Here is a 13049-nt window from a genome sequence, read left to right as displayed (position 1 = left end):
ACAACTGATCGCAAATAACGCCATTTATCCTGTTCGTTGAGTTTCTTCCAATGAACTTTCAATAGTCTTTCTGAACGGCTGAGGCGCCTATGTCTATTAGTTCTTATCAGATTCTAGTTCCTAACGTCTTTGTACACGGGCGAAAAACGAACGCCAGTGAGTTTTGAGTCCAAAGCCCGGAACGGGCTGCGTGCTACAATTTGTTAGGTGATTTACTGCCAAAAGCTATTGCCCTTAGGTAATGAATGCTCCCAGCCGGAATCAATAAACTCGCCTTCAAGTACACCGTTTACGATAGCTCCTTTGAAGGTGCCTAATTTGGGAACTGAAAACTCGACTCTTTCATTAGAGCAGTGACAACAATCTACCAAGGCTGGCATTTGCACCCAACCTTCGGCAACCTGCACTAGAGCAGAATCACTGCATGTACCAGGGCGCCCATTATGCAATATCAAAACTTCCATTCCACCAATATCTCCAGACTCAGGATTGACCTCTAAGCTAGAGTAAATTCCATACATTCTTTCACTTGCATTTGCAGAAGCGACGATAATTATTAGTAAGATTAGTTTCTTCATCTGCACCTAACGTCATTGTTTTGGGGCGAGCCTCAGCGAGTCCATAGCCCGCCGCTTTAGCGGTAAAAATGGGCTATTTCCAACAACTTTTTGTTAGAAAACGACCCAACCGATGACCGCAGTAAATATTGGTAATGAAATAATTGTTACTGCAACTACTGCACACCCCTGAGAGCCTGAGCTTGTATTTCTTGTGTTAGGATTATTCTTTAGCCACTTAACATGACATGCCTGGCAATAAATTCGCTTGTAGCCATTCCGCCAAGCTTCGATTGTACGCTTAGAATAGGCCTCGTTTTTTTTGCAGCCAGCACATCTAAATGCCTTAGTCGGTGGCATTTTATTGTTGCCAAAAAACTTTGCCGCCAAGAACAATATAAATACTACGCCTAAAACTATTCCAACTAAATTCTGATCCATTTACAACCTTAAGTTTCTAACAGTTTTATATGTTTCATTTTGAAACATATTTATTTCTGATTACATTAACAGCAATTTAAATACTTGTCTGCATGTCTCTTAAACTGTGGTTTTAGCATCCCCCCACCCTTCGTTCGTTCTCTCAAAAGTTTAGATATATTTCACATTCGTTTGGTATAAACTTCACGAAATAGGCTTCAAATTGAACTTTTTTAGTTTGATATCTATCAAAATGATCATTTTCGGGTGATTTCCTTACTATTTGAAGAATATCTTGTTTTTGTGATTGCTATCGCAAGTTTACAATGCATTTAACTGTATAAATATACAGTTTTAGTAATATTAAGGACGCTCTATGACGCTTAGGGAAAGTGGTTCTGGCGCTAAACCTGCAAAATTTATCAATCGGTTCCGGTTATTTATTCAAAAGCGGGGGCTTAGTTATGCTACTGAAAGAACCTATTGTGACTGGGTCGTTCGTTTTATTCGTTTTCACAGTTTGATGTCGGAGGCTGAGTTCACTGTTGATCAAGTGGAGCGTTACTTGTCTTACCTGGTTCACGATAGAGATTTAACGGTAAACAGCCAAAAAACGGTCTTAAATGCTTTGGTGTTTTTGTATCGGGAGTTTTTGGGTATAAGCGTTGCTAATTTGCAGTTTGTAAGGGCCAGAGCACCCCGTAAGTTACCGATTGTATTGTCACCAACAGAGGCTAAGGCTATTTTTGTTCAGCTTAGTAGCGGATACCGGCTTGCTAGTCAATTAATGTATGGTTGTGGTTTAAGGGTTTCTGAGGCCTTACACTTGCGTGTTCGGAACCTAGACTTCAGCAATAATTCTATTCACATCGAAAATGCTAAGGGTAATAAAGACCGCTATGTGCCCATGCCTAAATCGCTATGCCCAGCGTTAACGTTGCAAGTCCGAAATTGCGAACTGAATCATCAGTTAGACGTGAACATGGGGGCTGGGTATGCACCATTAGTTGACCATGTAACGTTACAGCCGAAGACAATCTCCAGGCAGTTTTCTGATCAGTTTATTTTTAGCGCAACGTCTCTAACGTACGATGAGCACACAAAAGTTGCACTGCGTTGGCCTATTGAACAACAAACCTTACGCAGAGCTATACATCAAGCGGGTTATAAAGCCAATATCCACAAGAACATAAGCTGCCATACGTTTCGGCATTCGTTTGCGACTGAACTGTTAAAACAAGGGGTCGATTTACGTGCTATACAGACACTTCTTGGGCATTCTTCGGTCAAAACCACTGAAATTTATACCCATGTTGCAGGCCCGCAAGAAAGGCTCATAGTGAGCCCAATTGACGCGCTTTGGTAGTAAGGGTGGTTTCTTAAGTGTTGCTAAGCAGCTACTCTTTTGAGCTCTTCACCCGTCGGATTTTGCTCCCATGTAAAACCCAACCTATGACGACACCAATCGCTAGCAACAAAAACATAAATATTGAACGTGGTAATTGCATACTCCAAAATAAAAATCGGATCTCTACAATAGAGATATTTTGAAGAATAAAAAGTACGGCTAAACCAGATAAAACGGATATGAAGATCATTTTGTTGTTCATATTGGTGCCTTGTAGTAATGGAACACTGCCAGCTGTCAGCGAAATCGAGAAATGTTTTGGGCTACGAGCTTCGGGCTGCGAGTTAAACTCAAAAAACCACCGCCTTAACTGTATCAGATGATAGCGTGGGGGAGGGGGTAAATTTAAAAGTTAATGACTGTTTGAGCAAAGCGAGTTGTTATGAACGGCTTAAATTTATACCGGAACCCAAAAGCTAACATCGTGCCGAAAAAAAGGCAAAAAAAGGCTCACTATTGTGAGCCGCCTTTCTCCATTTTGCTTTTTCATTTTGCCGTTTGGCTTTGTTGGTTTTTTCGTGAACGCCACCTTTTCTCATGATGGGGTCGAAAGCGTAAGGGTTACGCTTGTGCTGCTTTTGAGCCATGGGGTATCTCCTGTTGCTCTTTTTCGTACTGACTAATAAGCGCCAGCTTTTTTGCTTTGGGTAGTTTGCGCAACTTGTACTCAAGAGCACTCGCACTTGAGCGCGTATCGCTTAGGGTTGCATAGACAAAACCGACGGGGCGGCGGGCACTAGTATAGCGGGCACCGCCTACAAGTTCACCATTATGTTGACGCAGACGCCTATTCAAGTCAGTTGTAATGCCCGTGTAGAGGCTATTATCGGCGCAACGAACAAAATATACCCACCATTGACTTCTTTCTGGCATTTTATTCATCTTTCTTGCACATTGTGATGTCAAACTGTATCAAACTAAGAACACTGCCACCAAATAATAGGGTTGTTATGCTTAATAAATTTGTAATTCCACTGCTGATCCTGGTCATTTCTATTCTTGGGTTTAAACTCATGAATACAAGTAGTGCGCCTAATTCAGGTGCTCAGAGATCAGCACCTAGCTCAGTATCTGCAGAGGCACCCGCTCGACCTAATGCTTCTGAGGGTGAAAAAAGCAACCCTAACGCAACGACAAACTCAGAATCTGCTGAGTCATCAGAAGAAATGACTACTGAAGAAGCCAAAAAAGAAGAAACGCCCCCAACTCGCGGTGGTGGCAATGGTTTACGCGCAGGCGTTCTCGCCAAACAAGGCGCAACCTCTGTTGAAGTACTCCGCTCTCAAATCTATACCGGCTCTGCTCAACTAAAGCTGTTTGGTATTATTGAAGCTCAAGAAAAGGCCACCATTACCGCTAGCAGTAACGCAACGGTTACGGCTATTCATGTCTTTGAAGGTCAACAGGTTGAAGCTAATACGCTTTTAGCCACACTGACCGATACATCGATCACTGAGGCACTGGAACAAAAACAATCTGCCTTAGTTGAGCTTGATGCACGCCAGCGTAATGAAGCCCTTAAATATGAAAACGATAAGGCCACTCTGGCAATCGAAAAAGAATTACTGCGCATTGCTAAAAACAGTGTTGATCGTTTTACCAGTCTCAATTCTCAGCAACTCAGCTCAGGATCCGATTATGAAAGTGCACTCCGATCTTATCAAACACAATTACTCTCGGTACAAAACCGAGAGCTAACCATTGCGCAATACCCAGACCAACAAAAGCAAGCGCAGGCACAACGTAATTCACTATTAAGTCAAATAAAACAAAGCCAAGAGCTTACCGATAACTTAACGCCCACCAGCGATTTTTCCGGTTTCGTTGCCAAACTGTCTTTAAACTTAGGGCAAAAACTACGCTCAGGTGATGCCATTGCAGAACTGTATAACCCTGAATCACTTGCACTCTATGTTCGTGTACCTCAGCGCTACCGACTCGACACGCTCGACCTTACGACCATTACCGCGCAAGATAAAAACGGAAACAACTGGGTAGCACAATCTATACGGCCCATTAACGAGTCTGGCGCTCAGCGTATTACTTTTGTCCCAGAAACAACGTTAGCCAATGCGGCTTTGCCGGGAACTCATCAATCATTAACGCTTCTTTACCCTGTTCAAAGCGCCGCTGTTGAAGTACCGATTACCGCCGTTTATGACCAACAGAGACTGTACTTATTTGACAAAGGTACTATTAAAGCCATCAACGTTGAGCTGGTAGGGCAAACAGAGCAGGGCTTTTTAGTCAGCGCCCCAGAGCTAAACAACAACGCCACAATGATCATCACCACTCGCATTAAAAACCCTGTAACGGGTATGGCTGTTTCATTGGTGCGCCAACCTGGTGAACGTTCATGATTAAAATAATTGAAACATTCGCCAATCATAAGATTGCCGCCAACGGAGCAATGATATTAATTCTTGTGCTCGGTTTATGGAGCGTAGGGAAAATAAACAACCAATTCTTTCCTGACTTTGAATTTGAACGTATTACGGCCAGTTCAAGCTGGAGTGGTGTGAGCGCAGAAGATATGTATAGCTCTGTGGGCATTCCTTTACAGCAGGCTTTAATCGGATTACCAGAAATCGATAGCATTACGACCAGCGCAAACGAAGGTCGTGTTAGTTTGTTTATTAGCATCACCGACCGAGCAGAAAGTCTAAGTGCCGCGAGCGACCTTATTGAAGATGTCTTAAATGCTGTGTCCTTACCTGAAGATGCAGGTGACATTGTTATTTCAACTCCACAACGTCGTGAAAACGTTGCCGACTTTCTACTCTACGGTGATGTATCGTTAGATGAGTTGTCCGATCTTAGCTATAGCGTGAAACGTGAGCTGTTGTCAGAAGGTTTTGCGCAAGTTAACTTGCAAGGCATTCCAAGCCAAGAAGTACAAATCTCCGTTGCCATGGAATCGTTATTGGATGCCAATCTTACATTGGCGCAAATAGCCCAGAGCGTTGCTCAAGAATATACCGCACAACCCGCTGGAACCTCTGAAGGCAATTCACTCACTTTACAGCTTCGCTCTCAAACGCCTGAAGTCGAACTAGCATCGCTTTATAACACCATAATTAAAACCTTAGACGATGGCAGTACGCTCAAATTGGGGGATGTTGCAGACATTCAACGGGTTCAAAGCAGACAATCAAACCAATTGTTTTATAAGGGGCTGCCAGCCGTTCGAGTATCACTACAACGAACCGCCGGTGAAGATACTTTAGAAAATGCTGAAATGATGAATAACTGGCTTAAAACTTTTGAGCCTAGTTTACCAGAGAGCATACAACTACATCTCTACAATGAAACTTGGAAAATTGTTCAAGCACAGTTATCACTGCTCATTGGCAATGGCCTATTGGGCATGGCGTTGGTTTTAGTATCACTGTTCTTTTTCTTAAATACTCGACTCGCGTTTTGGGTGGCTCTGGGTATTCCAACGAGCTTTTTCGCTACTTTTATCGTCATGGCGCAGCTTGGGCTCACCATGAACACCATCAGTCTATTTGGCTTTATGATTGCGTTGGGTATTATTGTCGACGATGCCATTGTTGTCGGCGAACAAGCTCGTGCCTATCAACAATTAGGAATGCCTGCAAACGAAGCCTCTTTAAAAGCGGCAAAAAAAATGTGGCCACCTGTCCTTGCGTCGAGTTTAACCACCATCGCCGCCTTTCTACCTTTAACTTTTATAAGTGGCCCTATCGGTCGACTCGCACAAGACATTCCTATCATCGTCACCATTGCGATCATTGCATCACTCATTGAATGTTTTCTTATTTTGCCTGGGCATTTGTCTCATAGCCACCATAAGAAAGATCGGCCTATGCGTCAAAAACTTGATGCGGGATACAATAAAATTCGCGACAACTACTTCCGCCCGATAGTTCGTTGGAGCTTAACTCACCGCTCAATTTTAATAGCGATAATTTTGGCTAACTTTATAATTGCCGTGGGTATGGTGACCAGTCGAACCGTTCCTTTTCAATTTCAACCTTCAGTTGAATCACCCTCCTTATCTGTCAGCGTAACCTTTGCTGAAGGCGTAAACCAAAACAAGGTAAATACGTTCGTCGACCACCTTACCAATAAGCTCCAAGAGGTAGAAGATGAAACGGGTTATGACTTTATTAAAACCGCAATTGTTACTCGAAATCAAGGCAACAAAGGAAACCAAGCCCGCATAGATGTCGAACTCATTAGCGATCAAGATAGACCTTATACCAATCAAGAGCTAGTGAACCAATGGCGCTCAGCAACGGTACTTATATCAGAAATTGATAACATCTCATTTGGTCGCGGTCGTCGCTGGGGTGGTGAATCTGGTGATATCAGCATTCAATTAAGTGGCACAAATGTACAAGCGATTAAAGCAGCTTCGTTAAACTTACAAAATAGATTAGATGCATTGGATGCATTATCTGATGCGACCGACTCGCTCCCTTATGGTGATGAGCAACTGCAGTTTACCTTAACCCCACTAGCATTAGACTTAGGTATTTCTGAGGCACAAGTCGCTACCTTTATTCGACAAAACATTGAAGGCATAAAAGCAACGACGCAGGTAAGTGAGCTGTTGACGTTAAATGTCGTCGTCATGTTGCCAGAAGCTCAACGTAAATCTATAAATGAAATTATGGCGCTGCCCTATCGTGCTGCTGATAACAGCTTGATCCCCCTAGATGATTTAATTAACAGTACCTACCAAAGAGGTATTGATGGTATTCGCGCTCAAGATGGACTGATCTCAGTTAACGTATCGGCCACCTTAGATAGCGACCAAATGACCAGCGACAGCATGTACATTTATCTCGAAGAAACTGTTCTGCCTGAATTTAAAGCCAGCTTTGGTGAAATCAGCGTTGAACTCTCAGGCGATGCAAAAGAACAAGAAGAGTTCATATCAGAAACACTGCTTATTTTACTGGGTGTCATTGCGCTCATTTATGGCATTTTGGCTTGGGTGTTTGAGAGCTATATATGGCCTCTAGCTATTTTGATGACCGTGCCTTTTGGCCTCACTGGCGCAATTTATGGCCACTGGTTAATTGACTTACCTTTGTCATCACTATCAATACTGGGCTTATTTGGGCTTTCGGGTATCGTCATCAATGACAGCATTGTTTTGATTAGCGTTTATCAAGACCTGCGCAAAGAAGGTATGGCAATTTACCAAGCATTGGAAGAAGCGGTTGCCAGTCGCTTAAGACCCGTCATATTGACAACGGTAACAACGATGGCCGGTTTAACACCCTTTTTGTTCGAGACCAGCTTGGATGCGGAGTTCTTGAAACCAATTGCAGCGGGCATCGTTTTTGGCTTGTTGTTTGGCACTCTACTTATTTTGCTTTTTGTTCCTGCTTTGCTGTTAACAATAGAGCAAATAAAGGAAAAATTTGTTAAGCAATAGGTCAGTTTTTTGAACTATTTCAGGGCAAAACAACATGTATTGCCCTGAAACAACTAACTTATTGCACCAACACGACACTATTTGTATTTTTATTTCCATTTAAATACAAAATGCTCGCTCAAATCGTTATAGTCTTTATATAATTTAAATAATAGTTAGGTCGAGCGTACAATGAATAAAACTATCCTCTCAGCAGTAGTAGCCTCGGTCGCCGTTCTAGCGGCAGGCGCGTGGTGGTACTTCTCATCAGTTCAGGTTTCCCCTTTGCAATATTCTACAATTCGTATTGGTGTCGATGCGCCTTACCCTCCTTATGAGTTCTTCGATGAGAAAGGTGAGTTAACTGGGTTTGAAGTCGATTTAGGGAATGCCTTATGCAAACGCCTAGAAGTTAATTGTGAATGGATTGTCACACCCTGGGATACCATCATTGATGATTTGAACGCAGGCAAGTTCGATATGATCATGTCATCTATGTCTATCGAAGCAGACCGTAAGAAGCTTGTAGATTTTAGTAATGCCTATTATTCAACACCATCCGTATTTTTTGCGCGTAAAGGTGACTTTTTTAAAGGCGTTTCAACGTCTGACGTTAAAGACAAAAAGATCGCGGTACAATCTGGAACGCTACAGCATAAGCACTTGCAAGATAAATACGGTGCCAACATTCAGATTTTGACTTTCGATGGCTGGGATGGAGTAAGCGCGTCTTTTCGTTCTGGCGAAGCTGATCTAGTTCTAACTGACTACCCACAATGGGAAGGTGAGTTTATGTTGGAAGGCGTTTACGAAGTTGTCGGCGATCCTATTCAGGTAGGGGATGGTGTTGGCCTCGCTTTCCGGAAATCAGACTCAAACCTACGCAAAGCAATGAATAAGGCACTAGACTACACTAAAACTTATGGTGAGTTTCAGCGCTTCCGTCGTAAGTACTTCTTTTACGATATTATGGTGAACTAATTATCAACCCTGTACGAACGGATTCGAAAATTTTTCATCCGTTCGTAACGGCTCATCGGTTAGTGTTTTTAAAAAAGCTTTCAGCTTTCTATTCACAACCGATGACTCAAATGTAAATGGATTACCTGCAGAATCTTTTAAATTGTTGTCTAAGTTTGGGTGCGCTTTTATACCTGTTGAATAATGGCTCAGCACTTCATCTAAAGTCGCAAAACGGCCATCGTGCATGTAGGGCGCCGTTAACGCTACATTACGCAATGAAGGCGCTTTAAACTTGCCAACATCTTCTGCTAAACCGGTTACACTACCCAAACCAAGATCTAACGTTGAGACTAAATCAATACCATTATTTGAAGCAAAGGTACTGCTTTGCAAAGTTCCAATATGGCAACGAGAACAACGTGCTAAGGGGCTCGTAAAAAAGACCAACCCACCCCATTCATCTTCGGTAAAATTATCCCAATTAATAGCAACGCCTTCATCAAACTTAGTTCGATACGACACAATCGAGCGTACAAACTGGGCTAGTGCATTGGCCAACTTTTCTTCGGTAATCTCTGGCGTCCCAAATGCTTCTGTAAATAAAATGGGGTACTCAGCATAGGTGGCTAAATCTGCAATCAATGTATTTAGGTCTCGCCCCATTTCGACAACATCTACGATAGGCATGAGAACTTGCTCTTCAATTGTATTTGCTCTCATATCCCAAAAAAAACCATCATTTGGGTAAAACCTAGCGTTAGCCAACCCCATAGAATGTCGAGCCGTGTGACCGCCTTGAAAACCTTCGCTGACTTTAAGTGGGTCCGAAAAGCCCTTATCTTGATGGTGACAACTGGCACACGAGGTTGTGTTATTGGCGGATAAGCGTGTGTCATAAAACAGCACTCGACCCAAGGTAGCGCCAGCATCGGTGGTTTCATTATCTAGCGGCATACCATCATAATGTCCGGCATAATATTTATGTTCTGGATCGACGAAATGATCCGGTAAAGTCGGAGTATAATCAAAGGCAGGGAGAGGTAGCTTTAAGCTGGGTATATCACTACGATAAGTAATAGTTTCTGCTAACTCACTTGGAGTGCCTACGCCATTGGGCTGGCAAGATATTAACAGCAGACTTACAACCAAAGTGATCAAACGCATTTACAGCCAACTTAACAATTAGAAACTAGCCGACTATTTTACTGCTATAAATTGTGTAAGTTTGTGCCTCAGATCAGATTAACAACGTGACCTAGCTCACAGCCTGAACCTATTTTTGTTCGAATTGCCTAGTTAGAGGTACTAACCGGCCGTTCGCATACGCCTATACTCTGCAATATCCAATGTCTTTCAACCCTGGCAATGAGCAAGCATTTATCTAAAACGTGATACATTTGCTGTTCTGACTCCGCACTTAACTGTTGCCAGGCATTCTCTGCTTTAGGTAATTTTTTTAGCTGCTGATTTACTTGGCTAACAACCATTTTATCTTTACTAAGGAAATCGGTCGCGTCAGGTAGCATAAGTTTAGCGGTTTGGCGGGGTTGCTCAATATTAGAAGCCGATAGTTGGTCTATAAGCCGCGTTTCGATTGTGCTTATAAGTTCTGCTCGTATATTTTCAACGTCGATTAAATCGAGAGTTACTTGCTGTGTACTGCGAATTTTTTCAATCAGAGTTGCCGGCCCGACTACATGAGCCGAGCGCCACGATAACCAATAACTAACGCCAATGGCCGCAACGAAGAACAACAGCAAAAAGGTGATCTGCTTGATTCGCTTTGAAGTCGTTAAAATATACACAGAAGTCATCTACCTTTATTGAGAGTTGGATCACAAAGCATTCATCGCTAACTTGTTGATTCTACCCAAGTTCTTTAGGGTGTCACAGTTAATTTGTCACAGCAAGGATGCATATGACACTCGCCGTTTCCTATAGCCGTGCCCATGTGGGCATGCAAGCGCCTTTGGTCACCATAGAAGTTCATATTTCAGGCGGTCTACCTGCCTTTTCGATTGTCGGGCTAGCTGAAGCGGCCGTGAGAGAAGCCAAAGAACGCGTACGTTCTGCCATACTCAACAGCCAATTTGATTTCCCCAACGGTCGCATTACCGTGAATATGGCACCCGCTGATTTGCCCAAGCAAGGCGGACAATTCGACCTTGCCATCGCCTTAGGCATTCTCGCAGCAAGCGAACAAATTCAAGCCGATGCATTGAAGCCGTTTGAGTGGCTGGGCGAACTGTCTCTTTCCGGTCACTTACGTAAGGGGCCGGGCGCTTTGCCTGCGGCAATGGCCTGCCACAATGCTCAGCGCGCCTTGGTCTGTAACATCAACAATGCCGAAGAAGCTGCACTTGTTCAAGGTGCTCGCATTTATGGTGCAACCCACTTGTTAGAAGTGTGTCGCATGCTCAAAGACAAAGACTTTACCCTGCCCTCGCCGACGCCTAGCTTCGAACACAACCAAAAAAGCTACCCTGATATGGCCGATGTCAAAGGCCAAACCTCGGCTCGCCGTGCGCTAGAAATTGCCGCCGCCGGTAAACATAATTTGCTTTTATTTGGGCCTCCAGGTACTGGCAAGACATTGTTGGCGTCTCGCTTGCCTGGACTGCTACCCCCGATGACCGACGCTCAAGCACTTGAAGTCGCTGCAGTGCAATCGGTAGCTAACTTACCGCTAACTTGGCAGCAAAGACCGTTCCGTAGCCCTCATCACTCGGCCTCTGCAGCAGCATTAATTGGTGGTGGCAGCCTACCTAAGCCCGGCGAGGTTACCTTAGCCCACCAAGGTGTTCTCTTTTTAGATGAGCTGCCTGAGTTTCCGCGCCATGTACTTGATGTATTACGAGAGCCATTAGAAAGTCGCGAGGTTTGCATCTCACGCGCTGCTCGGCAATGTACCTTTCCTGCTGGATTCCAGTTGGTGGCGGCAATGAACCCGAGCCCAGGCGGATATGGCGCCGATGACCCGCGCTCTAAACGCTATTCACCAGAGCAGATCCAACGCTACATTTCGCGCTTATCCGGGCCATTTTTAGATCGAATAGACCTTCACATTGAAGTGCCAACCTTGCCAAAAGAACTACTGATGTCCGACCAGCCCGCTGAGAGCACCGCTGAAATTAGAGTGCGGGTCGAACAAGCTTGGCATGCCCAACAGTCTCGCCAAGGCTGCTCAAACAGTGAATTACAAGGCAAGCAATTAGAACAAATTTGCGTGGTTTCAGATGCCGAGAAGAAACTACTCGATCAAGCCATTGATCGGCTTGGCTTAAGTGCTCGGGCATATCACCGTATTTTAAAAGTTGCGCGAACGGTCGCCGATCTAAATGGTCAGAAACTGATCGACAAACAAGCAATTATTGAATCACTTAATTGTCGACAGCTAGAGAAACTTTTAGGGAAGCTTTAGCGCTTGTGCCCTACAAGTCCATATCGTATTCGAGTTGAACAGCACAATGCGGGCTTAAGCGTGGCTCACGGATAATAGACGCTTCAACAATGTAGTCGGCAATGGTAGGCGTAACAAATTGATAATCGTAACGTGCGCCATTGGCTTGGGCTTCATCAAAGGGCCAAAACGTATGTTGGCGATCGCGCTTGTTTAGGGTTCTAAAGCCATCAACAAAACCAATAGGACCCGTCACTTGATCCATCCATGCGCGCTCTTCAGGCAAAAAGCCTGGTTCACGTTGGTGAGACTCCCAATTACCTAGATCGACTGAACGATGGGCAACATGAAACGAACCCGTAAAAATAAAATCTCTACGTTTACGACGAGTCTTTTTGAAATGTTGCTGCAAGGCTTCTAGGTAATCGAGCTTCGCATCAACATCTTCTACATAAGTCGCTTGCGGCACCCAAATTGAAGCAACACTGACGTTGTCGAAATCGGCCTGAATAAACCCACCATGTAAATCACAGGTCATATTGCCAAAGCCGCGAATGACCGCTTTTGGCATAACTCGGCTATAGATTGCTGTACCTGCATAGCCATCTTCATCGGCATCGAAGAAGAATGCGTTAAATCCAGGCACCTCTAAAAGGGACTCAGGTAGTTGATATTCTTTGGTTCGGGTATCCTGAATGCAGACTATGTCGGCGTCGACATGAGTCAACCAGTCGAGAAAGCCTCGCTCTGCTGCATTGAGCAGGCCATTCACATTCAAGGTTATTACTTTCATTCGATTCTTCCAGCTAATAAGGTGAGACGCACGGAAAATGCCCTCAATATTTGATTCAAGTTTTCAAACTGCGTATGTTACTCGATTTTCACGTATAATGCTGACCTCGGCACGTT

The 13049-nt window shown here is 44.0% G+C and carries 13 protein-coding genes; 5 read left to right on the top strand and 8 right to left on the bottom strand.

The window, feature by feature from the left end; translation table 11 throughout:
* Positions 1–212 precede the first annotated feature (212 nt).
* Positions 213–578 (bottom strand): hypothetical protein, encoded by a 366-nt coding sequence (locus ACI882_RS16960; RefSeq protein WP_411743394.1) that lies wholly within the window; start codon positions 576–578, stop codon positions 213–215.
* 93 nt (positions 579–671) lie between these two features.
* A complete protein-coding gene (locus ACI882_RS16955; RefSeq protein WP_411743395.1) occupies positions 672–998 on the bottom strand; it encodes a hypothetical protein in 327 nt (108 codons plus the stop codon).
* A gap of 355 nt (positions 999–1353) precedes the next feature.
* Here ACI882_RS16955 and ACI882_RS16950 point away from each other — a divergent pair, with 355 nt between their 5' ends.
* Positions 1354–2343 carry an integron integrase gene (locus ACI882_RS16950; protein ID WP_411743396.1) on the top strand — a complete coding sequence of 330 codons (990 nt, stop codon included), beginning with the start codon at positions 1354–1356 and terminating at the stop codon, positions 2341–2343.
* 31 nt (positions 2344–2374) lie between these two features.
* Here ACI882_RS16950 and ACI882_RS16945 read toward each other — a convergent pair whose 3' ends face one another.
* The 3 genes from ACI882_RS16945 to ACI882_RS16935 form a co-directional block, all read right to left on the bottom strand.
* Complete coding sequence (locus ACI882_RS16945; protein ID WP_411743397.1) at positions 2375–2587, bottom strand: lipopolysaccharide assembly protein LapA domain-containing protein; 213 nt, start codon at positions 2585–2587, stop codon at positions 2375–2377.
* A gap of 214 nt (positions 2588–2801) precedes the next feature.
* Entirely contained in the window at positions 2802–2972 is a 171-nt protein-coding gene (locus ACI882_RS16940; protein ID WP_411743398.1) for a hypothetical protein, read from the bottom strand.
* Entirely contained in the window at positions 2947–3258 is a 312-nt protein-coding gene (locus ACI882_RS16935) for a GIY-YIG nuclease family protein (protein WP_411743399.1), read from the bottom strand. Before ACI882_RS16935 ends, ACI882_RS16940 begins: the two co-directional genes overlap by 26 nt.
* 140 nt (positions 3259–3398) lie before the next feature.
* On the opposite strand from ACI882_RS16935, the gene ACI882_RS16930 reads away from it, so the two are divergent.
* From ACI882_RS16930 to ACI882_RS16920, 3 genes are all read left to right on the top strand, one after another.
* Positions 3399–4745, top strand: a complete 1347-nt coding sequence (locus ACI882_RS16930) for an efflux RND transporter periplasmic adaptor subunit (protein WP_411743400.1) — start codon at positions 3399–3401, stop codon at positions 4743–4745.
* Entirely contained in the window at positions 4742–7798 is a 3057-nt protein-coding gene (locus ACI882_RS16925) for an efflux RND transporter permease subunit (protein ID WP_411743401.1), read from the top strand. The genes ACI882_RS16930 and ACI882_RS16925 overlap by 4 nt, the downstream gene beginning before the upstream one ends.
* A 171-nt stretch (positions 7799–7969) precedes the next feature.
* Positions 7970–8758 (top strand): transporter substrate-binding domain-containing protein, encoded by a 789-nt coding sequence (locus tag ACI882_RS16920; protein ID WP_411743402.1) that lies wholly within the window; start codon positions 7970–7972, stop codon positions 8756–8758.
* Positions 8759–8761: 3 nt separating this feature from the next.
* Here the strand turns inward: ACI882_RS16920 and ACI882_RS16915 are convergent, their stop codons facing one another.
* A complete protein-coding gene (locus ACI882_RS16915) occupies positions 8762–9904 on the bottom strand; it encodes a cytochrome-c peroxidase (protein WP_411743403.1) in 1143 nt (380 codons plus the stop codon).
* Between the two features lie 128 nt (positions 9905–10032).
* On the bottom strand, positions 10033–10545 hold the full coding sequence (locus ACI882_RS16910; RefSeq protein ID WP_411746321.1) for a hypothetical protein: 513 nt from the start codon (positions 10543–10545) through the stop codon (positions 10033–10035).
* A 113-nt stretch (positions 10546–10658) separates the two neighbouring features.
* Between ACI882_RS16910 and ACI882_RS16905 the strand changes: the two genes are divergently transcribed.
* On the top strand, positions 10659–12161 hold the full coding sequence (locus ACI882_RS16905) for a YifB family Mg chelatase-like AAA ATPase (RefSeq protein ID WP_411743405.1): 1503 nt from the start codon (positions 10659–10661) through the stop codon (positions 12159–12161).
* Between the two features lie 10 nt (positions 12162–12171).
* Here the strand turns inward: ACI882_RS16905 and ACI882_RS16900 are convergent, their stop codons facing one another.
* Positions 12172–12933 carry an exodeoxyribonuclease III gene (locus ACI882_RS16900; protein ID WP_411743406.1) on the bottom strand — a complete coding sequence of 254 codons (762 nt, stop codon included), beginning with the start codon at positions 12931–12933 and terminating at the stop codon, positions 12172–12174.
* Between the last annotated feature and the right edge of the window lie 116 nt (positions 12934–13049).

The organism is Reinekea sp., assembly GCF_046710285.1.
In the GTDB taxonomy this organism is placed as follows: Bacteria; Pseudomonadota; Gammaproteobacteria; order Pseudomonadales; family Natronospirillaceae; genus Reinekea.
Note: the sequence above shows the minus strand (reverse complement) of the source record. Positions and strands in the feature narration are given on the sequence as shown.

Excerpts from the sequence above, each read along its gene's own strand:
- ACI882_RS16960 (WP_411743394.1), bottom strand. The coding sequence starts at position 578 with ATGAAGAAACTAATCTTACTAATAATTATCGTCGCTTCTGCAAATGCA.
- ACI882_RS16955 (WP_411743395.1), bottom strand. The coding sequence starts at position 998 with ATGGATCAGAATTTAGTTGGAATAGTTTTAGGCGTAGTATTTATATTG.
- ACI882_RS16950 (WP_411743396.1), top strand. The coding sequence starts at position 1,354 with ATGACGCTTAGGGAAAGTGGTTCTGGCGCTAAACCTGCAAAATTTATC.
- ACI882_RS16945 (WP_411743397.1), bottom strand. The coding sequence starts at position 2,587 with ATGAACAACAAAATGATCTTCATATCCGTTTTATCTGGTTTAGCCGTA.
- ACI882_RS16940 (WP_411743398.1), bottom strand. The coding sequence starts at position 2,972 with ATGGCTCAAAAGCAGCACAAGCGTAACCCTTACGCTTTCGACCCCATC.
- ACI882_RS16935 (WP_411743399.1), bottom strand. The coding sequence starts at position 3,258 with ATGCCAGAAAGAAGTCAATGGTGGGTATATTTTGTTCGTTGCGCCGAT.
- ACI882_RS16930 (WP_411743400.1), top strand. The coding sequence starts at position 3,399 with ATGAATACAAGTAGTGCGCCTAATTCAGGTGCTCAGAGATCAGCACCT.
- ACI882_RS16925 (WP_411743401.1), top strand. The coding sequence starts at position 4,742 with ATGATTAAAATAATTGAAACATTCGCCAATCATAAGATTGCCGCCAAC.
- ACI882_RS16920 (WP_411743402.1), top strand. The coding sequence starts at position 7,970 with ATGAATAAAACTATCCTCTCAGCAGTAGTAGCCTCGGTCGCCGTTCTA.
- ACI882_RS16915 (WP_411743403.1), bottom strand. The coding sequence starts at position 9,904 with ATGCGTTTGATCACTTTGGTTGTAAGTCTGCTGTTAATATCTTGCCAG.
- ACI882_RS16905 (WP_411743405.1), top strand. The coding sequence starts at position 10,659 with ATGACACTCGCCGTTTCCTATAGCCGTGCCCATGTGGGCATGCAAGCG.
- ACI882_RS16900 (WP_411743406.1), bottom strand. The coding sequence starts at position 12,933 with ATGAAAGTAATAACCTTGAATGTGAATGGCCTGCTCAATGCAGCAGAG.